At 55.0% G+C, this 20,081-nt stretch carries 17 protein-coding genes and 1 pseudogene; 7 read left to right on the plus strand and 11 right to left on the minus strand.

Going from position 1 to position 20,081, the window contains the following annotated elements; translation table 11 throughout:
• The first annotated feature begins 1 nt into the window (after window position 1).
• The 7 genes and pseudogenes from ACR0NN_RS23975 to ACR0NN_RS24005 all read left to right on the plus strand — a co-directional run bounded on the left by ACR0NN_RS23975 (window position 2) and on the right by ACR0NN_RS24005 (window position 5,758).
• Entirely contained in the window at window positions 2-1,078 is a 1,077-nt protein-coding gene (locus tag ACR0NN_RS23975) for an ABC transporter ATP-binding protein (protein ID WP_170727896.1), read from the plus strand.
• Window positions 1,075-1,938 (plus strand): carbohydrate ABC transporter permease, encoded by an 864-nt coding sequence (locus tag ACR0NN_RS23980; RefSeq protein WP_170670891.1) that lies wholly within the window; start codon window positions 1,075-1,077, stop codon window positions 1,936-1,938. The genes ACR0NN_RS23975 and ACR0NN_RS23980 overlap by 4 nt, the downstream gene beginning before the upstream one ends.
• Window positions 1,935-2,732, plus strand: a complete 798-nt coding sequence (locus ACR0NN_RS23985) for a carbohydrate ABC transporter permease (RefSeq protein WP_058280831.1) — start codon at window positions 1,935-1,937, stop codon at window positions 2,730-2,732. Before ACR0NN_RS23980 ends, ACR0NN_RS23985 begins: the two co-directional genes overlap by 4 nt.
• 8 nt (window positions 2,733-2,740) lie before the next feature.
• Window positions 2,741-3,142, plus strand: a complete 402-nt coding sequence (locus ACR0NN_RS23990) for a DUF2160 domain-containing protein (protein WP_170727895.1) — start codon at window positions 2,741-2,743, stop codon at window positions 3,140-3,142.
• A gap of 66 nt (window positions 3,143-3,208) precedes the next feature.
• Complete coding sequence (locus ACR0NN_RS23995; protein ID WP_136443804.1) at window positions 3,209-3,604, plus strand: BlaI/MecI/CopY family transcriptional regulator; 396 nt, start codon at window positions 3,209-3,211, stop codon at window positions 3,602-3,604.
• Window positions 3,591-4,688 (plus strand): M56 family metallopeptidase, encoded by a 1,098-nt coding sequence (locus ACR0NN_RS24000; RefSeq protein ID WP_170727894.1) that lies wholly within the window; start codon window positions 3,591-3,593, stop codon window positions 4,686-4,688. The genes ACR0NN_RS23995 and ACR0NN_RS24000 overlap by 14 nt, the downstream gene beginning before the upstream one ends.
• A gap of 433 nt (window positions 4,689-5,121) precedes the next feature.
• Window positions 5,122-5,758, plus strand: a pseudogene (locus tag ACR0NN_RS24005) (tyrosine-type recombinase/integrase).
• A 244-nt stretch (window positions 5,759-6,002) separates the two neighbouring features.
• Here ACR0NN_RS24005 and ACR0NN_RS24010 read toward each other — a convergent pair.
• The 11 genes from ACR0NN_RS24010 to ACR0NN_RS24060 all read right to left on the minus strand — a co-directional run bounded on the left by ACR0NN_RS24010 (window position 6,003) and on the right by ACR0NN_RS24060 (window position 20,052).
• Window positions 6,003-9,587, minus strand: coding sequence for a hydantoinase B/oxoprolinase family protein (locus ACR0NN_RS24010; protein ID WP_170727889.1), 3,585 nt, complete (start codon window positions 9,585-9,587; stop codon window positions 6,003-6,005).
• A 70-nt stretch (window positions 9,588-9,657) separates the two neighbouring features.
• Window positions 9,658-10,941, minus strand: coding sequence for a TRAP transporter large permease (locus tag ACR0NN_RS24015; RefSeq protein ID WP_010441863.1), 1,284 nt, complete (start codon window positions 10,939-10,941; stop codon window positions 9,658-9,660).
• A 4-nt stretch (window positions 10,942-10,945) separates the two neighbouring features.
• Entirely contained in the window at window positions 10,946-11,509 is a 564-nt protein-coding gene (locus tag ACR0NN_RS24020) for a TRAP transporter small permease subunit (protein ID WP_480685734.1), read from the minus strand.
• A 64-nt stretch (window positions 11,510-11,573) separates the two neighbouring features.
• A complete protein-coding gene (locus ACR0NN_RS24025) occupies window positions 11,574-12,611 on the minus strand; it encodes a TRAP transporter substrate-binding protein (RefSeq protein WP_170727886.1) in 1,038 nt (345 codons plus the stop codon).
• Window positions 12,612-12,631: 20 nt separating this feature from the next.
• Window positions 12,632-13,447: a putative hydro-lyase gene (locus ACR0NN_RS24030; protein ID WP_170727884.1), complete on the minus strand. Its 816-nt coding sequence runs from the start codon at window positions 13,445-13,447 to the stop codon at window positions 12,632-12,634.
• Window positions 13,448-13,534: 87 nt separating this feature from the next.
• A complete protein-coding gene (locus ACR0NN_RS24035; RefSeq protein WP_170727882.1) occupies window positions 13,535-14,416 on the minus strand; it encodes a LysR family transcriptional regulator in 882 nt (293 codons plus the stop codon).
• 752 nt (window positions 14,417-15,168) lie between these two features.
• Window positions 15,169-16,092, minus strand: coding sequence for an SMP-30/gluconolactonase/LRE family protein (locus ACR0NN_RS24040; RefSeq protein WP_170727879.1), 924 nt, complete (start codon window positions 16,090-16,092; stop codon window positions 15,169-15,171).
• Window positions 16,092-16,832, minus strand: a complete 741-nt coding sequence (locus ACR0NN_RS24045) for a cytochrome b561 domain-containing protein (RefSeq protein WP_170727877.1) — start codon at window positions 16,830-16,832, stop codon at window positions 16,092-16,094. Before ACR0NN_RS24045 ends, ACR0NN_RS24040 begins: the two co-directional genes overlap by 1 nt.
• On the minus strand, window positions 16,832-17,704 hold the full coding sequence (locus ACR0NN_RS24050; RefSeq protein WP_170727874.1) for a carbohydrate ABC transporter permease: 873 nt from the start codon (window positions 17,702-17,704) through the stop codon (window positions 16,832-16,834). Before ACR0NN_RS24050 ends, ACR0NN_RS24045 begins: the two co-directional genes overlap by 1 nt.
• Before the next feature lie 5 nt (window positions 17,705-17,709).
• Entirely contained in the window at window positions 17,710-18,636 is a 927-nt protein-coding gene (locus ACR0NN_RS24055) for a carbohydrate ABC transporter permease (protein ID WP_170727871.1), read from the minus strand.
• 84 nt (window positions 18,637-18,720) lie between these two features.
• Window positions 18,721-20,052 carry an ABC transporter substrate-binding protein gene (locus ACR0NN_RS24060; protein ID WP_170727868.1) on the minus strand — a complete coding sequence of 444 codons (1,332 nt, stop codon included), beginning with the start codon at window positions 20,050-20,052 and terminating at the stop codon, window positions 18,721-18,723.
• Window positions 20,053-20,081: the final 29 nt, after the last annotated feature.

Raw genomic sequence — 20,081 nt, forward strand, 5'->3', positions numbered from 1 at the left:
CATGGCACAGATCAAACTTTCGAACCTGCGACACAGCTACATGCCTAACCCAAAAGGGCCTGAGGATTACGCGTTGAAGGAAATCGACGTCACTTGGCGCGATGGCGGGGCCTATGCGCTGCTGGGGCCTTCGGGTTGCGGCAAATCCACCTTGTTGAATATCATCTCGGGCCTGCTGACGCCGTCTGAGGGGCAGATCTTATTTGATGATCAAGACGTGACCGCCTTGCCACCCGATCAGCGCAACATTGCGCAGGTATTCCAGTTTCCGGTGATCTACGACACGATGACTGTGAGCGAAAACCTGGCCTTTCCGCTGAAAAACCGAGGCGTTGATCCGGCAACAATCAAGCGCCGTGTCGATGAGATCGCCGAGATGCTGGACGTCACCGACATGCTGAACACCCGCGCCAGTGGCCTGAGCCCGGACAACAAGCAGAAAATCTCGATGGGGCGCGGTCTGGTCCGTGATGACGTGAACGCAGTGATGTTTGACGAGCCGCTAACCGTGATCGACCCGCATCTGAAATGGAAGCTGCGGTCCAAGCTGAAGGAACTACACCAGCGCGTCAAAGCCACGATGATCTACGTAACCCACGATCAGACCGAGGCTCTGACCTTCGCCGACGAAGTGGTCGTAATGCAGGAAGGCGAAGTGGTGCAGATCGGTACGCCAGTTGAATTGTTCGAGCGGCCTCAGCACACGTTTGTCGGCCATTTCATCGGCTCGCCCGGCATGAATGTTCTACCCTGCGAAGCCAAAGGCGACCGCGCGGTATTCGAGGGCCATGAGGTGATGTTGGAAGGCCCCACCCACGGCGACGGAGGTCGCACCGATCTGGGTATTCGCCCGGAATATGTGGGCTTTGGCGACACCGGCATTCCAGCACATGTGACCAAAGTTTCGGACATCGGTCGCCACTATGTGGTCAGCGCCATGGTCGGCAACACCGCCTTAAAGGCCGTCACCGACCATCAGGTGCCAAAACCCGGATCCGAGGTTTTCCTGCAATTCAAACCTGAACAATCCCGCGTCTACCGTGACGGCTGGATCGCAACCGAGGAGCGGGCGCAATGAGAACAGAAAACCAAAAAGCATGGTTCTTTGTCCTGCCGGTGCTGGCGCTGGTCGCGTTCAACGCTCTGGTGCCGATGATGACGGTGGTCAACTACTCGGTACAGGAAACCTTTGGCAACAATCAGTTCTTTTGGGAAGGTCTGGGCTGGTTCGAACAAATCCTGCGTTCTGACCGGTTCCAAGCGGCCCTCGGTCGGCAGTTCCTGTTCACCTTCCTGATACTGCTGATCGAGGTGCCCTTGGGCATCATTGTTGCCCTTTCCATGCCGCGCAAAGGGTTTTGGGTGCCGGTTTGTCTGGTGCTGATGGCGTTGCCGATGCTGATCCCCTGGAACGTGGTCGGCTCGATGTGGAATATCTTTACGCTGCCGAAAATCGGCCTGATGGGATATTTTCTGAATGACGTTCTGGGTATCAACTATGACATGACACAACAGCCGCTATCGGCCTGGATAACGGTTATTGTCATGGATGTCTGGCACTGGACGTCGCTGGTGGTGCTGCTGTGCTATGCGGGCCTCGTGTCGATCCCGGATGCCTATTACCAGGCCGCCAAAATAGACGGGGCCAGCCCGTGGTCGGTGTTCCGCTACATCCAGCTGCCGAAGATGAAGACCGTCCTGACCATTGCCGTTCTGCTGCGCTTTATGGACAGTTTCAATATCTATACCGAGCCCTTCGTTCTGACGGGCGGCGGTCCCGGAAACTCAACCACCTTACTGTCGATCGACCTTGTGAAGATCGCGCTTGGACAGTTTGACCTAGGCCCTGCGGCCGCGATGAGCCTGATCTATTTCGCCATCACGCTGCTGGTCAGCTGGGTCTTCTACACTCTGATGACAAAGGATGACGCGCAATGAAGAAGCGGTCTCTTATCCCGATCCTCTATATCGCGTTCCTGATGCTGCCCATCTATTGGCTGGTGGCGATGTCCTTCAAGACCACGAACGAGATCCTGTCGGGCTTTTCCTTGTTCCCGCAGACCTTCACGCTGGAGAACTACATCACCATCTTCACCGACCCGACATGGTACTGGGGTTATATCAACTCGATCATCTACGTAACGATCAACACGGTTCTCTCGGTCTGTGTGGCGCTGCCTGCGGCCTACGCGTTCTCGCGCTATCGGTTCCTGGGCGACAAGCAACTTTTCTTTTGGCTGCTGACCAACCGGATGGCCCCGGCCGCCGTGTTCGCCCTGCCGTTCTTCCAGCTTTATTCGTCGATCCACCTGTTTGACACCTATCTGGCCGTGGCGCTGGCGCACACGCTGTTCAATGTGCCTCTGGCGGTGTGGATTCTGGAAGGCTTCATGCGCGGCATCCCGAAAGAGTTGGACGAAACCGCTTATGTTGATGGCTATTCCTTTCCGCGCTTTTTCGTGACGATCTTCCTGCCGAACATCAAGGCAGGCGTCGGCGTCGCAGCCTTTTTCTGCTTTATGTTCTCGTGGGTTGAGATGCTACTGGCTAAAACACTGACCGCAGTCGAGGCCAAACCCATCGCCGCCGTGATGACCCGCACCGCCTCTAGCGCGGGGTATGAGTTGGGCTTGCTGGCGGCCGCAGGAACCCTGACCATCATCCCCGGCGCAATCGTCATCTGGTTTGTCCGCAACTACATCGCGCGTGGTTTCGCGATGGGCCGAGTGTGAGGTTCGATATGCGTAAACTTATTCTCTCCCTTCCATTTCTGCCTTCCATGGCTGCGGCTCAGCAGGCCGGCTGGGGCAGCGTCGGCCAGCAAGAGGAAAAGGGCTTTTCGTGGACTGATCCGCTGTGGCCCGATTTCTGGATGGCCTGGACACCGGCCACACTGGCGCTGTTTGTCGGCATCTTCTCGGCCATTGCTTTGATCGGTGCACTGGAAGGGTTCAAATTCCGCGACGGGATCGAACGACGTGGCGTACTCGGGCTAACGACAACGCTGGGTGACCGTCTGTTCATTACGCTTCTCGGATCGGCCTATATCTTCCTCGCTTGGCTTGGATTGGTGGGTCAACCGGTTTGGACACCTCTTTTCCTGTCCATCGGTTGGGGCGTCTTCGTCTTCTGGAAAGTTTAGGCTTTGCGAAACAACGAAAGGATGCTTGTCTGTCAGGCATACTAAAAAATGGCGACACCGAGATCGATGCGAAAGAAAAAAACAACAAATCTACTGACCGAAGTGGAACTTGAGTTCATGAACGAACTCTGGGCGCTTGGTCAGGGTTCGGTCCGTGAAGTCCTTGATCGCCTGCCACCTGATCGCAATCTGGCCTACACGTCAGGCGCCACGATTCTGCGGATCCTTGATGAAAAAGGGTTCGTCGAAAGCGAGAAGAACGGCAAGTCGCTGATCTACAGACCCCTTCTAGAGAAGGACAGGTATCAGTCGCGGTCGTTGCAGAATTTGTCCCGGACCCTTTTTGACGACACGCCCGCAACACTGGTTGCAAGGCTGGTCGACGATGAAGGGCTGACAGAAGATGATCTAGAGGAGATTCGAGCACTGGTAGAGAGGAGACTGCAAAATGACAGCGGTTAAACCGGTTCTCGACGCATTTCTCGAGTTCAACGTTGTGCTTGGATTTTCGGCGCTGATCTGGCTGGTCGTGCGCGGGGCCCTTGCGGTGACGCCCATGCGGTACGGCTTTGTTGCTCAGCTTCGTTCGCTCAAGATACTTTGCATCGGCGTTATGCTCAGCCCAGTTCTGGCGATGAGTGTTTCGGGTTTTGTCGCTCAGGTATGGCCTGGACGTGTTGTCGCGCTGGGGGATATTGCGGTGGCGGCCTATCTGCGCGGCGAAATCGCCATGCCGGCTGCGCAGTTCGAAACCCTTTTGAATACGCGCGAACGCTGGCTCGACTATGTCTTGTCTGGCGGCTCTGTCTTCGTGACTTGCGCGTTGATTGCGCTGGTTTTTCTATCGGCTGTTCTGGCAATTCGGGTTGTCCGCAACGCGCTTGCAATTCGCAACGCCGTAAGATCCAGCTTTCTGTGGCGGCAATCCTCTAAGGTGGATATCCGTATCTCGGACCGCGTCACCGTGCCATTTGCAGTGCGCGGCCTTCGTCGCCGCCACGTCGTTTTGCCCAGCCATCTGCTGAACTCGCCGCGCGATCTTCGCTTTGCTCTGGCACATGAATTCCAGCATATCCGCGCATTGGACGTGGAATGGGAATTGGGCTTCGAGCTTTTGCGCCCGCTGCTGTTCTGGAACCCGGCCTATTTGGCCATGAAGCATCAGTTCGACCGGCTTCGCGAGCTAGCCTGCGATCAGTCCGTCGTCTCGCGCAAAGGCATTGACGCGACCGACTATACCGCCTGCTTGCTAGAATACTGCACACGTTCGGTGAAGCTGAAGAGCCCTCGTATTCTTCATGTGGCTTTGGTGAACGGACAGAAAGCAAAACATGTATTGCGTCAGCGTGTGATTGCCCTGACCGATGCGCCCGTGGCGACCACACAATTGTCGGCGATTTTCATTGGATTGACGCTTTCTCTGGTTGTTGTGCTTGCCATTGGGTCAGCCTCGGTGCGTCAAACTCAGGATTGGAGCCATGATCGTCTGATGCTTTCGACGGTTGTAAATCTGGAACGGCTTGAAGCTCGGAACCAGGGGAATTGATAGACCGAATATTGAGGCCGGCGTGGGTTGGAGAGACGGCCTCACGGGTATTGCTAGCAAGCTGCTCGCAGATTCGGCGTTACAGTACTGCTGGTTTTCAATGAGTCTGGATTCAATGTACCGCTATCAACGGCTTTAATGCGGGTGCCTGTGTTGCTCGACATCGATTGACCGAGAACGAATTGAAAGCAGCCAATGGTCGTTCCGACCTGCTGCAACGCAGCATCGCCACCTGTAGATGAAGGTCAGCCATGGGCCGCCGTGTGCAGGCCAATGGCAGCAATCAGAGCATCGACGTCACTCGTGCGCGACGCAGCATTTGTCAGATTGGGCTCATTGCAGACCTCGAAGGCAGTGCAGCAATCGCGTGATATGGTACCTCGTCATCGTCGGGTTGTCGCTTTGGAGGGCATGGCAGATCGGAGGATCAGTCATGGAAACACCAAACCTACCAGCCATTCGCGCACTTCGTCCTGCATGGAACAAGGGCCGCAACGCCGGGCAAATACGGCCGCTGAACCCAAAGCAAGTCTGGGCAATCCGTGTCCGACTTGAATTGTCAGAAAACCATCGCGACCTCGCACTGTTCAACATGGCGATCGACAGCAAGCTGGGCGGCTGTGACTTGGTGAAGATGAAAGTCGCAGACATTATGGCATCTGGCCAGATCAAAGAACGGGCTTCCGTGTTGCAAAGCAAAACGCAAAAACCGGGGCGCTTTGAAGCATCCGAAGGTACCAGAGCCTCGGTCGAGAAGTGGATGGAGGATGAACTCATGGTCGGCTCTGAGTACCTTTGGCCGAGCCGCTTCCATGAGCGTCTTCACATCTCGACACGCCAGTATGCGCGGATCGTGCGAGATTGCGTGACATTGATCGGTCTGGAGGCGAGCGCATATGGCACGCATTCGATGAGACGAACAAAGATGACCCATATCTGCAAAAAAGACCGGCAACTTGCGCGCGGTTAAGCTACTGCTTGGACACACCAAGATGGACGGCACAGACCGATACCTGGGCGTCGAACTTGAGGACGCGCTGGCAATCACCGAGGCCATCGAAATATCGTAAATTCGGGCCGTCTACGAGGGTGGCCCAGAGCGGCATTTCAAACACCAATTCGACGCTTCAAAACCGAATCCATCAAGCAGTCGTTCATAACACTAGCAATAGCCGATTGGCAGAGGGCCAGCGTCTCTGGATGAAGCTGACCTCAACTGTTTTTCCTGTCAAAAAAAGCGTTTTCGCCACATCCCGAGCAAGTCAAGAGCACCCTTTTGCCACAACAATCCCTATTTCATCATGTATCTCCAAATCATACCATTTTGTCTGGTTGGCCGAAGCCACCTCCGCCTGGCGTCTCCATTACGAAAACATCTCCCGGAAACAGTACTGACTGGTCGTTACCGCTAAGCTCTTGGATCAACCCACTGCAACGGACAATTGCGTTCTGTCCCGTCGCGCCCGGGGCGCCGCCAGAGGCACCGTGTGGATGGGTATCCCGGTGGGACGAAAGGACGGTCACGGTTGTTTCTTCCAAGAACCGCAACCGCCTGCGGATACCATCGCCACCTTGAAACTCACCGTTCCCGCCCGAACCAGAGCGGATCGAAAACTCCTCCAACCGCACCGGGAACCGGCTTTCCAGTACCTCCGGGTCCGTCATACGGGTGTTTGTCATGTGGCTGTGTACTGCGCTCGTACCGTCAAAGCCCTTGCCAGCTCCGGTCCCTCCGCAGATGGTTTCGTAATTTTGATAGGTGGCATTGCCGTAGACAAAGTTGTTCATCGTGCCCTGGCTGCCTGCAACAACCCCAAGTGCGCCATAAAGGGTGTCCGCAATGGCTTGCGCGACTTCCGTATTGCCGGAAATGACAGCCGCGGGCGCGTTGGGATTGATCATCGTTCCCGCGGGAACAATCAGATTCAGAGGTTTCATACAACCTTCGTTCATCGGGATATCGCTGCCGACCAACGTTCGGAACACGTACAAGATAACGGCACGGCAAATCGCCAGTGGCGCATTGTAGTTGAGCGGCGATTGGTCGGATGTGCCCGAAAAATCGATGGTGGCGGATCGAGACGCCCTGTCTACCGAAATTGCAACTTCGATGTTTGCGCCTCCGTCCAATGGGTAGGAAAAGCTGCAATCTCGCAAGACGTCGAGAACCTGTCGCACGCTTTCCTCAGCGTTGTCCTGCACATGCCTCATGTAAGCGTGGACCGTCGGCAGACCAAACTGTTCCGATATTTTGCGCAGTTCGGCTGCTCCGGTTTCATTCGCCGCAATCTGTGCAGCAAGATCCGCCATGTTCTGATCGACATTGCGACATGGGTAACGCCCCGACGCCAACAGATCGCGCGCCACATCGTCTTGCAACTCACCCTGATCGACCAGCAAGAAATTGTCGATCAACACGCCTTCTTCTTCTATGTGGCGACTATCGGGTGGAGCCGACCCAGGAGTTTTACCTCCGATATCAGCGTGATGGCCGCGCGAGGCGACGGTGAACACAATATTACCACCTGCTTCGTCAAAAACCGGGGTTATGACGGTAACGTCGGGAAGGTGGGTGCCGCCATTATAGGGGTTGTTCATCATGAACACATCGCCAGGACGGATTTTGCCCTTGTTTTGACGTAGGATCGTACGAACACTTTCCGACATCGAGCCCAAGTGCACGGGCACATGCGGTGCGTTGGCGACCAGATCACCGTTTTGGTCAAATATCGCGCAGGAAAAGTCGTACCGTTCTTTGATATTCACAGAATACGCCGTATTCGCGAGCGTTGCCCCCATCTGTTCGGCGATAGACATGAACAGGTTGTTAAACACTTCCAGCATGACCGGATCGACATTTGTGCCAACCGCCTCAATCCGTTGCAGCGGTGTTTCACGCGTCAGGACAAGGTTGCCACCGGTCAGGCAGGTAGCGGTCCAGCCGTCTTCGACGACATTTGTTCCGGTGGGTTCGGTCAAGATCGCCGGGCCTTTGATCGATTGACCAATGCCAAGCTGCGTCCGATCGATGAGGGGAACCTGTTGGTGGTGGCCGCTGCAATAAAGCGTCACCGGAATCCGAACGGCATTGGTTGCGTCACAATCGGGCAAGGTGACCTGCTCACCCGTCTTTCCAATAGCCTCTGTCACCAGCATTTCGATGATCAGATCGCTGGTATCCGGCGCGAATCCAAAGCGCTGCTTGTGCGCAACGACAAATGCGTCGCGCATCGAAACCGGGTCCGAAAATGGCACCGACAGACTTTGCTGCGCATCCGCGGGGCGGATATGGGCAGTTGCTGAGATCGAGATATCTACCTCTGCCACGCCCTGAGCCGCAACCTCAGCCCTGGCGGACTTCGCCAGAGCATCGCAGATATTCTGTGCCTCTGGATCCAGAACAGAGGACTGGAACTGGTGTTCCCGGATCGCTGTAATGTCCGCCAAACCCATACCAAAAGCTGACAAAACGCCTGCATAAGGGTGAATGAAAATCCGTTCCATCCCCAACGCGTCGGCGACCAGGCAGGCGTGCTGTCCCCCGGCACCGCCAAAGCAATTCATGGTATATTTGGTAACGTCGTAACCGCGTTGCACACTGATTTTTTTGATCGCGTTCGCCATGTTCTCAACAGCGATCCGCAAGAAGCCCTGGGCAAGTTCCTCAACTGATTTATCCGTGCCCATTTCCGCCGCCAGAGCTTCAAATTTTCTGCGCACAATTTCCTTGTCCAACGGTTTGTTGCCTTCATGGCCGAAAACCGAAGGGAAATGCTCGGGCTGCAGTTTGCCAAGCAAAACATTGCAGTCGGTGACGGTCAGCGGGCCGCCGCGTCTATACGCAGCAGGTCCGGGGTTGGCGCCGGCACTTTCCGGCCCGACCTGCATCCTGCCATCGCGAAAGGACAGGATAGATCCGCCGCCTGCAGCAACCGTATGGATCGACATCATCGGCGCGCGCATCCTGACGCCGGCAACCTCGGTTTCAAAGGATCGTTCATATTCACCGGCATAGTGACACACGTCCGTAGACGTACCGCCCATGTCGAAACCGATCAGTTTGTCAAAGCCATGATCGGCAGCGGTGCGTACCATTCCAACGACACCGCCCGCCGGGCCGGACAAGATTGCATCACGACCTTGGAACAGTTCCGCATCGGTCAATCCTCCGTTGGATTGCATGAACATCAGTTGATCGCAGCCGCCCTCATCTGCACCTAGGGCTGTCGCTACCTGCTCTACATATCGACGAAGAATGGGAGACAGGTAGGCGTCTACAACCGCCGTATCTCCGCGGCCCACCAGTTTGATCAGCGGGCTGACTTCGTGGCTGAGCGAGATTTGCGGGAACCCAACGGCACTTGCCAGCTCACCGATTTGTTTTTCATGATTGGGATGCTGGAAGCTGTGCATCAGTGCTACAGCGACTGATCGGTAGCCTTCCGAATAGGCCTTTTCTAGTGCGGCTTTTGTATTGTCGACATTCAGCGGTGTTACGACCTCGCCGTCCGCCGCGACGCGTTCTTCGACTTCGGCAACGTCTTCGTACAAAAGTTCGGGCAACTGAATATTCAGATCAAACAGGCGCGGTCGGTTCTGGTATCCGATCCGCAGAAGATCACGCAGCCCCTTGGTTATGAACAGTATAGTTCGGTCGCCTTTGCGTTCCAGCAGCGCGTTGGTCGCAACCGTGGTTCCCATCTTTACCGCACGAATTGACCCTTTCGGGATATCCTGATCGCTTTTCAGACCCAGCGTTTCACGCACACCTTGCACGGCGGCGTCAGCATAGCGTTCGGGATTTTCGGACAGCAATTTATGTGTCTGCAAACTCCCGTCCGGCTTGCGCGCAACGATGTCGGTGAATGTGCCACCGCGATCAACCCAAAACTGCCACATGGACATAACTCCTCTGTTTGCCGGCCAAACCGGCATTGAATTTCATGAAGGGGGAAGGTGCCTTGACGGTTTAGTACACTAGTGAAGGCAACCAGGTTGCGAGCTTCGGGAAGACCAGCAGAAGCCCGAGCATGACGAACATGGTGACAACAAATGGCAATGCGCCGCGGATCACATCCATCATCGGTCCTGCTTTCCTGATCCCTTGCACCACATAAAGGTTGATCCCAATGGGCGGCGTGATCAGAGCGGTTTCCAGAAGTACCATCAACAAGATGCCAAACCACACCGGATCAAAACCCAGCGCCACAACGATCGGGGTAACCAGCGGCGCCATGGTCAACAGCATGGACAGCGTCTCCATGAAACAGCCGATCAGGATCAGCACCGCGACGATCATCAACATGGTTTGCATGGGGCTCCAGCCCAGCCCCGTGACGAAATCGGTCAGAGCCTGGGTTAGGCCGATGATCGAAAGGACAAAGTTCAGGAACACAGCGGCGATGATGATCAGCATGATCATGGCGGTCGTGCGCATCGTACCTTCGATTGCGTGACGCATGGTTTCCATCGACATCTTGCCGTTGAACGCCGCAAGCGCCATCGAGGCAACAACCCCCAGAGCTGCGGCTTCGGTTGGCGTAGCCAGACCCGCATAAATGGAGCCGACGACCACCATGAAGATGCCAAGAGGGGGGATCAGTGCGGGAAGTGCGGCAAGCCGCTCTGCCCAGCTGTGGCGTAACTGGTCACCGCCCCATTCCGGCCTGATCATGCATGCCACAACGACGGTTGCCATGAACAGCAGTGCCAGCAGAAATCCGGGCAGGAAGCCAGCCAGATACAGTTCTGGCACCGATGTATTGGTCAACAACCCATACAAGATCAGGTTGATCGATGGCGGGATCAGAATGCCTAGCGTTCCACCTGCAGCCACCGTGCCAAGAAACAGCCGTTCGTTGTAACCCCGTTTTTTGATCTGTGGCACAGCCACCGTTCCGATGGTGGCGGCAGTGGCCACGGATGACCCAGACGTGGCCGCAAACAGAGCCGAGGATCCGATGTTGGAGTGCATCAACCCACCTGGCAACCAACCAAGCCATTTCACGATACCGTCGTACATCCGTTCGGTGATGCCAGCGCGCAAAAGGATTTCTCCCATCATTACGAACATCGGGATTGCCACCAGCAGAAAGTCCGTGCTGGTCTGCCATGCCATGTCCGATATCGCGCGGTGCAGCGGCATCGGGCTGTCAGTCCATTGCAGGATCAGGCCCAGCCAACCCAACGAAGCGGCGATAGGAACTGCCAGACCGATGAGGGCAAGAAGGATTAGAAGTGTCTTGATCAGCATCGGTCTATACCGTCTCGTCTTCTATTTGTTCGTCCAGGGATTTCACGCCGATCAAGTCCTGTACTGCGGCCAGATCGCCTCGGAAGTACTGTCTGATCGCGGCCAGAGCGATCAGAACGCCTGAGCCGACAAAGAACATCCAACCCAAGAGCCAAGGTATCTGGGGAATGGCCAGCGGAACGCGCATCGGCGTAATTGATCGGGAACCGTTAGCCAGCGTATCGGCCAACATTCCGCACACCATCACAACGATGACCAAGGCAAACCCTGTCAAAAGCACCAGGCCAAACAGGTTGATAAATGGGTGCAGCGCTTTGGGAATTGCTCCAAGCAGGGCGTCAACTCGGATATGTGCGCGTTCAAACAGCGCAAAAGACAGCGCCAACGCGGTTGCCACACCGAAGGCATAGCCCGAGATTTCGTCCGCTCCTCCAAGAGAGATGTTGAAAACTTTACGCAGAAAAACTTCGAGAGTGATGAGGAAGGCCGAAAACACGATAAGTGTACCACCCAGCCAAGTCATCCAAAGGCTCAGCCTTTGCGCGCCGCCTAAGAACTTGTCTAACATTTTGATTACCTGATGTTTTGTAGCGGGGCGGCGGGGGTCTGACCGCCCCACTGGATAGGCCGGACTACTTGGCTTCGGCTTTCAGGCCAAGGATCGGGCCAACGGTTTCATTCCAATTTGCGGCGCAATCAGTGCCGCAACGTTCCGCCCAACGGGCCAGCACGACATCGGTCGCGATCTTGTCCCGCGCGGAGAGATCGTCTGCCGTGGGTTCGACGAGCGTCATTGATCCGGCTTCTCCGATTTCACATGTGCCGCCAGTGATGCAGGATATTGCAATATCATCTTCGGTTGCAGTCTCTGCCCACATGGAGTCCGTCAGCACTGCGAGTTCGGTTTCCAAAAGAGCCTGTTGTTCGGGCGGCAGGCTGTTCCATTTGTCCAGGTTCATGGCCCCAAATGCCAGGCCCCAGCCGACACGCAAGGTATAAGCGTGGGTGGCGACCTGGTTCCACTTGGCTGTATAGGCTGACATCGTCCCCGTAATCGCACAGTCGACGACACCTTTCTCCAGTGCCGGGATAACCTCGGAAAAGGCGACGGTCACGGATGTGCCCCCGACGCCCTCTACAAAATCACCCAAGGTCGTCGAATAGACACGGATTTTCTTGCCTTCCAGATCGGCAATCCCGTTCACTTCGGCGTTGCACCACAAGGTTTGGCTTGGGAACGGGTACAGCATCAACAGCTTGGCATTGTAGATTTCTTCGAACGCCGCGGACAGTGTGTCGAAATAGGCATCGGCCACCTTTCGTTGAGTGTCGATATCCTGTGTCAGGGTAGACAAATCTGCACCTTCGAAGATCGCATTTTCAGCTGCGACGTAGCCAGGCAACCCGAATGCAAAGTCAAAGACGCCGTTCTTGACCATGCGCATGATCTCGAAGCCTTTTAGCCCCAAACCGGATTGCGATTGGATCTTTCCGACTATTTCTCCACCTGATGCCTCGTTGAGCCTCTGGTTAAAGAAAGGCTCTTCGTGTTTCTGGTAATTCGTGAGGCTGGACCAAGTTCCAACTGCATTCAGAACCACGGGACCGTCGGCGATTGCAGCGGTTGCTGAAACAGCGAGCACGCCGAGTGTTGTTGCGAGTTTCTTCATCTGGTTTCTCTCCTGTTGCATCATCTTGATTGGTAGATTGGTGTTTCGGCGTCATCAGCGATGTCGGTGATCAGCATGTGACCCGGCTTGTGTGTGATCGCGATTGAAGGTTTGGCATTCTTGATCGCAGCCTGAGGTGTGACGCCACAAGCCCAGAACATTGGCGTGGTTCCGTCCGGGACCGGAGCCGGATCACCCCAATCGGGGCTGCTAATGTTGGCGATCCCAATGATCGCAGGATCGCCCCAATGCACCGGACCGCCGTGCGCCAAAGGAAACTTGCGCGAGATTTCGACAACCTCGTCGACCCTTGCATTAGGGATCGCCCGCATACTGACGACCATGGGTCCCTCGAACGGACCGGATTTTATCGTCTGGATGCTGGTCGCGAACATTGGCACAGTGTGGTCGTTTTCGATGTGCCAGAGCGGTACTTTGGCCTGTTGCAATGCATGTTCGAAGGTAAACGAGCACCCCAATGCGAAAGCCACAAAATCATCACGCCACAGGTTCTCAAGATCATGAACCGTGTCGGTGTGAATGCCATCGCGGTAAATGTAATAGGCCGGAGTATCGGTGCGGATATCGATATCACTACCCAAGGTATCCATGTTCGGATTACCTGTGTCGGAAACACCAACAATCGGACAGGGTTTTGGATTTCGCTGGCAGTAGCGCATGAAATCCAACGCGTAAGGTTCGGGCAAAATCGCCAGGTTGGCCTGCAGGGTATTTCCGCCCAAACCGGCAGTGTGCCCGCGATAGGCCTGTGACCTGATCTGCGCGCGCACAGCCTCTGTTGGCGCAGATTTTAGTGGCTCAAACAGATCGTTCATCACGACGCCTCCCTCATTTGGAATACGTTCGTGTGACCGAGACATAAAATCAAATTGTATTATTTTTGGCTTCTACATAAAAAATTTTTATGATTGTTGAAGCGCTATTTCCTTGGCGATACCCGCTGCAGCTTCAAGCAGATGGTTGCGTGGATCACCCAGATAAGACGCAGAAAATTGAAGGGGTTCGGGAACCCATCCCGGGTTGAATTCGACCAGTTTTCCCTCTTGCACCAGCTTTTTTGCCAACGAGATCGGTAGGGCGCCTACGCATAGCCCAGCCTCAACCATCCGAAAACAAGATGACAATGAGGAGGACGGGAACAGGGAGATTCCGGAACCGAATCGTTCGAACAGAGCGGCCCTCAATTCCCGGTACGGCCGAGTGTTCTTGCCATAAGTCGCGATAGGAATGTCAGCCAGATCGACGTTTTGACCAACAGGTTTACCCGCAGCCTGAAACCATGCCAGCGGCACATCCGGCAACACAACGTTGTCGACCGTGTAATCTGAGACCGGCCCGAGCAGGATACCCAGGTCAATTTCGCGCCCCAGCAACTGATCCCGTAGGTTCAATGAAATGTCGACGCTGATCTCGATCTTGAGAGAGGGGTAATTTGCGCGCAACGCGCCGACGAATTCGGGCAACCAGCTTTGTGCGATGGTTTCGGACACGCCAAGGCGGATCAACCTGTCAACGGCACTCGTGTCCACAACGTGCTCTTCGACCAGATCGGAAAGGTGCTGAAATTGCTCGGCATAGTGGACCAGCATATCCCCACGTTTGGTCAGGCGCATCCCGGCGCTTTCACGTTCGAACAACGACGTCCCCAAGGCGTCTTCCAGCGACTTGATGCGCGTAGTCACGGCAGGCTGCGTCAGGTTAAGCACTTCCGCCGCCTTGCTGACGCTGCCGAAGCGTACAACAGCAAGAAACGTCTGTAGATGTTCGAGTTTGAGCCGAGACACATTGAGCGCTTTCTGGAGAGAACGGTCCTGATCTTACTATCGTATTGTCGACGTTCAAACTGTCTGTGGTTAGAGATGATGAAATTGCTACAGTTTTGTCAAAAAATGAACATTTCATTGAATGTAAAATGGGAACTGATCCGTTAGTGAAACAAGGGATTTTACTGTCACGCCCTCGCAGCTAATTGACTGCGTAGAACTCTGACTTGAATGGCAGCTTTCTATTACTTGTAAAGACCTGTTTGCTCTCGCAGCGAATGACCGGTTTCGCCCGACCCGCAGAACATCATAGCTAGGGGACGTCGCCCCCCCACGCCCGCAATCCAATTAGATAGGGCCGTGTCCTCGGCGAACTCCTGTGGGCCGCACCACCCTGTCGAATTGTATTGCACTTGCTAACCCCCCAACCCTCGCCGGGAGCAGGTTTTGGAGACGAGCGCCCTGAAGGGCTTCGCTCAAAACCAGTTTTTATGAGGAAACATGCTCAACACAACCATTTGGCAGAAGGCAAAGCTATGCGGCGCAAAGGAAAAGTTCTGTCGCAAAAGGCAAAACTATTTGTCGCCACATACAGGGTGTTGGGCGACACATAGTTTTGCCATTCGAGGACAGATAAGACTTTGATTTTAAATCACTCAACTATTCATTAGCGCACAAGATTTGCCATTTGCGACTCAATAGACTTCCATTGCAATTCAGCATTCGAACCGTAAACTTGGCTACCAAATACCGTAGCATTGCTTTGCCGGAGTTTACCTTCCTCCATTCACATTCAGGAAAACCGAATAGAGCGAGCTGGTCGCCGTTACAAAGAGCCGATTGAGCTTCGCGCCACCAAAGCAGACATTCGAGACAATCTCAGGAATATGCACTTTCCCGATCAAGGCACCTTGCGAATTTATGCAGTGCACGCCGTCAGCGGCTGAGCTCCAAATGCGGCCATCGCGGTCCAGCCGGAACCCGTCAAAAAACCCGTTTGTACATTCGGCAATAACATTGCCTCCGGAGAGGGCTTTCCCATCATCGCTAACCGAGAACTTTCGGATATGCGCAGGACCACCCGGTGTATGCGTACCACCGGTATCGGCCACAAAAAGCGTCTCGCCGTCACTTGAAAAGGCCAGACCGTTTGGTTTCACAAAATCCGTCGCGACCGCTGTCACCTTTCTTGTGTCGGGATCGACACGAAAAACATGACAAGCACCAATCTCGCTTTCGGCACGCTCTCCTTCATAGTCCATCATGATCCCGTAAGACGGATCGGTGAACCAGATTGAGCCATCTGATCTAACAACGACGTCATTCGGAGAATTGAGCCGCTTGCCTTCCCATGCATCTGCTAGAACGGTGATCGATCCATCATGTTCTGTGCGGGTCACCCGACGGGTCAAATGCTCGCACGAAACCAAACGCCCCTGCCAATCAACCGTATGGCCATTTGAGTTGTTCGCTGGCTCACGGAACACAGACACCGAATCATCCGTATCATCCCAACGCATCATCCGATTGTTGGGAATATCAGACCACACAAGATAGCGGCCAGCAGCAAACCAGGCAGGTCCTTCCGTCCAGCGCGCACCTGTCCAAAGCCTTTCAACGCGGGCATGCCCGATGAAACAGCTTTCAAACTCTTTTTCGATGACCTCAAACCCGGTGCCTTCCAAAACGCCAAACACTATTCTGCTCCTTCGCGTGAGGGGTATTCCAATTGGTCGCCGGGCCGGACAGTACCCCATCCCATTTTTGGTCTTCTATTACCTGGCAATGATGGGTCCGGCCCCCAGATCGCCTGATATGTATCATGGGCCCGGCCAGAGCGTTGCAAGAAAAAGGCGACTGCAATCAAAGCAAGCCAATATCCGTTGATCACAATCCACATCCAGCGCGGTGCGTTTGACGACCAAAGGCCGCTGAGGATCGCGAGTGCCGCCAGAAGCAGCGCAAGATATCCCAACACGCGGTGAATGTTCTCAAACGCGACCCGCCACTCTGTCATGTCATAGTGATCACCGGATAAGCTGCCATCGCTTGCGGGTGCCGTGGGGCCCCCTTTGCTGCCTCGGAAAACACCCAAAACAATCTGCGCTGTTCCAAGCCCAAGAACCGTATAGCTCAATGCCCTATGCAGCCAAGCATCTGGGCGCTCTCCGGTGTTAGCGAGGATGAGCCCCAAACCGACGAGCGACAACAGAAAGGCAAAGGTCTGCCCTTTCCAATGGCATAGCCACCAGAACCGATTGTCGAGCTCGTGCGGCCAGTTCTGACCCGGCATGATTTTGAAATAACGTGCAGCCAATACCGCCGCTGGGCAGATCACACCCCAAGCGATCACCATAGATCGCGCGTGCCAGGACACGAGAACATTGACTTCATGTCCTCGCGTTGGATCGATAGGTGAAAACAGCCACTCGATCATCAGCCCTTCACCGCACCCGCTGTCATACCGGTGATGATCTGCCGCGAAGCCACAAATGTGAAAATGATAGGCGGTACGGCCAGCAACATGCCCGTGGCCATGATCACACCCCAGTCAATGTCATATTCAGTGATCGAGTTCACGATGGTGACAGGTACGGTCCGTGTCGATCTGCCAAGCAGAGCATTGGCCAAAAGGAACTCGTTCCAGGCGATGCGGAAGGTGAAGATCGCCGCCGCCGCAAGGCCGGGTTTGATGATTGGCAGAACAACCAGATAGAATACCTGAAACGGGTTGGCACCATCCATGCGCGCGGCTTCTTCCAACTGTATGGGAACCTGTACGATGAAGCTCTGTAATATCCAGATCACAAAGGGCAGGTTCATCGCTGTGTAGACCAGAATGATCCCGGCATAGGATTGATCGAGGTGGTACTGAAACGTCCAGATGCCAAACACCGGCACCAGCAACACAGCTGGCGGAACCATCCGCATCATCAGTGTTGTCACCGAAACCGTACCACGGCCCATAAAGCGAAACCGGACCAGCGCATATGCCGCCATACAACCAATCAGAAGGGTAATACCTGTGGAGATTGTCGCCACGATCAGAGAATTGCGCAGAGCGCGCCCGAAGGTTGGATCGCAGTATTGCACGTGATCCGGGTTGTACCACAGCACGTCGCACAAGACCGTTTCATAGTTCCTGATCGTTGGTGTGAAGAAAAAGGCCGACACGCTTTCATCATATATGTCGACATTCATTTTGAAGGACGTCGCCAGCATCAAAAGGATCGGCCCTGCTGACATGACAACCAGCGCTGCCAGCAAAGCATAGAAAGCCGGGTTTTGTTTTTCGGTCTGAATAGCCATGATCTTCAGCTTTCCGTTTGTTCGGCAGCGGCACGCATTCTGGCGGCCCGCGCCTCTTGAACCTTGGTGTACATGAACATCCCCACGGTCAGCCCCATCAGCATCAGCAACAGGACATTCGACATCGCTGCAGCCTCACCCAGTTCCTGAAACTCCTGAGCGGTGCGGAAGATGCGCAAAGCGATGATCTCGGTGGACAGGCCGGGGCCGCCATTGGTCAGAACCAGAATGACCTCGAGCACTTTGAACGCATCGATCAGCCGCAATAGCAGGGTCACGATCAAAACCGGCATCATCAGCGGTATCTTGATCATGGTGATCTTCTGCCACTCGCTTGCGCCGTCGATCTCGGCAGCTTCCAATGCGGACCGCGGCAGTGACTGCATGGCCGCCAGAGCGAGAATGAAAATAAAGGGTGTCCACTGCCAGACATCGGCAATTACAACAGCAATAAATGACCACGTGCTGTCCGACAGCCAGGGAATACCCTCGTCAAACCCCAGGTTTTTAATCGTGCGGTTAAAGATGCCGACCGTCGGGTGATACATATAGCGCCACATCAGGCCGACCACGGTGGGGGCGATCATCATAGGAAGAATGAAAACAGTCCGCAGCATGGACATCCCACGAATGTTCCGGTCCAGCAACAAAGCCAGACCAACGCCCAGAGCCATTTCCAGCGTCACCACGATGAAGGCAAACTTGATCGTGACCCAGAAGCTTTCGTGGAACGCACTGTCATGTAGAAGATTTATGTAGTTCTTTAGTCCAACAAACTCGGCCTGACCAATGCGCTGGCTGGGGCTCCAGTCGAGGAAACTGGCGTAGATCATGTACCCGATCGGATAAAGCAACGCGAAGACCAGCACGATCGCTGCAGGCGCAAGAAATAGATATGGGGTGAGCCGGTTGGCCCGTGCGACAGCGCTCATGACTGCGGCCCTTTGACTTGTTGGAGTATCGTCTTGGGAGGCAGCGCCCGAGCAAAACCACAGGCACCACCTCCGGGGGAGAACCTATTGCTGCCAGGTGTAGTAGCCAGCGTCATCCATGATCGCTTTGCTGCGTTCAGCCACACCATCCAGCGCTGTTTGAATATCCAGATCTTCGGTCAAAACCTGGCTGAGCGTTGTCCCCAGATCAGCATTGATCTTACCCCACACCGGGATGATCGGACGCCAGTCGGGATCAGCATGTTTCAGCGCCTCGCCAAACACCTCAAGATGCGGCTGCTCGGCCAATACATCCGGATCGGAGTGCGTCGAGAACCGGGACGGGTTGCCTCCGGCAATCGCGATGGCCTTGTCCGCCTCTTTCGAAGTCAGCCACTGCATCAGCAGAAAAGCAGCATCCTTGTTCTGGGCGTTTGTCGGGATACCAATGCCAAACCCACCGGTCTGGCTGCCACGGCGCGCGCCTTCAGGATGCGGAGCCCAGCCGATTTGGCCCACAACCTTTGATTTCTCGGGGTTGTTCACCTGACCGGCAAAGACGGTGGAGTCGAGGAACATCGCTGAGTTGCCCTGCAGGAAAGATGCGCCTGCTTCGGCAAAGCCGAATGTCTCGGCCCCCTCTGCACCACAATCGACAATTGTCTTCAACGCTTCGGCGGCTTTGACCCCTTCAGCGTTGTTCATAATCGGGTTCCAGTTCTCGTCGAAGATGCGACCGCCCAACGGAGCCAAGTGCAACAGGTAGGCGTGCGATGCGTGATGCCCCGAAGCCGCGCGCGATGCCAAGCCACCCATGCCGGGTTCCAGCTCGGGTATTTTGCACGCCAGTTCCAGCAACTCGTCGTAGGTTTCAGGAACCTCAAGCCCATGCTTTTCGAAGATGTCTTTACGGTACCCAAGGATTGATGTCTCTGATCCGAACGGGATGCCGAACAGCGACCCAGTAGGTCCCGGCAGATATCCTTTGCTGCCGCCCGCGACACCAATATTGCCGACATAGCCATCAATCAGATCATCCGCGTCATAGGCCGGATCTGCGAGCGCGGGATTCATGAAGTACTTCGCAAGGTTTTCCAACTGGTCGGCATAGACATAGTCAGCCTTGGAAAACACCACATAGGCGATCAGGTCATAATCACCTTTGTTTTTGGTCAGTTCCAGTGTCTGCTTCTCGCGCATTTTCAGGTATTGAAGCTGGTCGACTTCCACGCGAATTCCGGTTTCTTCCGTGAATTTCGGTAGCACCTGCATGACCGCATCAAAATGCGGATGGGCTGGGAAGTTAACAACCAAAGTTGTGCCTTCGTAGGGTTCGTAGGGATTGGCGATGGCCAACCCGGCTGTAAGTGTCAGGGCCGCGACGCCCGCACCGGTTTGTTTGAGTAAGTTCAGCATTTGCTCCTCCCATGCTGGTCTTGGGCCGC

The organism is Ruegeria sp. BA2, from assembly GCF_056539605.1.

Excerpts from the sequence above, each read along its gene's own strand:
- ACR0NN_RS24050 (WP_170727874.1), bottom strand. The coding sequence starts at position 17,704 with ATGGCTATTCAGACCGAAAAACAAAACCCGGCTTTCTATGCTTTGCTG.
- ACR0NN_RS24010 (WP_170727889.1), bottom strand. The coding sequence starts at position 9,587 with ATGTGGCAGTTTTGGGTTGATCGCGGTGGCACATTCACCGACATCGTT.
- ACR0NN_RS23980 (WP_170670891.1), top strand. The coding sequence starts at position 1,075 with ATGAGAACAGAAAACCAAAAAGCATGGTTCTTTGTCCTGCCGGTGCTG.
- ACR0NN_RS24000 (WP_170727894.1), top strand. The coding sequence starts at position 3,591 with ATGACAGCGGTTAAACCGGTTCTCGACGCATTTCTCGAGTTCAACGTT.
- ACR0NN_RS23990 (WP_170727895.1), top strand. The coding sequence starts at position 2,741 with ATGCGTAAACTTATTCTCTCCCTTCCATTTCTGCCTTCCATGGCTGCG.
- ACR0NN_RS23985 (WP_058280831.1), top strand. The coding sequence starts at position 1,935 with ATGAAGAAGCGGTCTCTTATCCCGATCCTCTATATCGCGTTCCTGATG.
- ACR0NN_RS24045 (WP_170727877.1), bottom strand. The coding sequence starts at position 16,832 with ATGATCGAGTGGCTGTTTTCACCTATCGATCCAACGCGAGGACATGAA.
- ACR0NN_RS24030 (WP_170727884.1), bottom strand. The coding sequence starts at position 13,447 with ATGAACGATCTGTTTGAGCCACTAAAATCTGCGCCAACAGAGGCTGTG.
- ACR0NN_RS24015 (WP_010441863.1), bottom strand. The coding sequence starts at position 10,941 with ATGCTGATCAAGACACTTCTAATCCTTCTTGCCCTCATCGGTCTGGCA.
- ACR0NN_RS24025 (WP_170727886.1), bottom strand. The coding sequence starts at position 12,611 with ATGAAGAAACTCGCAACAACACTCGGCGTGCTCGCTGTTTCAGCAACC.
- ACR0NN_RS24060 (WP_170727868.1), bottom strand. The coding sequence starts at position 20,052 with ATGCTGAACTTACTCAAACAAACCGGTGCGGGCGTCGCGGCCCTGACA.
- ACR0NN_RS23975 (WP_170727896.1), top strand. The coding sequence starts at position 2 with ATGGCACAGATCAAACTTTCGAACCTGCGACACAGCTACATGCCTAAC.
- ACR0NN_RS24020 (WP_480685734.1), bottom strand. The coding sequence starts at position 11,509 with ATGTTAGACAAGTTCTTAGGCGGCGCGCAAAGGCTGAGCCTTTGGATG.
- ACR0NN_RS24055 (WP_170727871.1), bottom strand. The coding sequence starts at position 18,636 with ATGAGCGCTGTCGCACGGGCCAACCGGCTCACCCCATATCTATTTCTT.
- ACR0NN_RS23995 (WP_136443804.1), top strand. The coding sequence starts at position 3,209 with ATGCGAAAGAAAAAAACAACAAATCTACTGACCGAAGTGGAACTTGAG.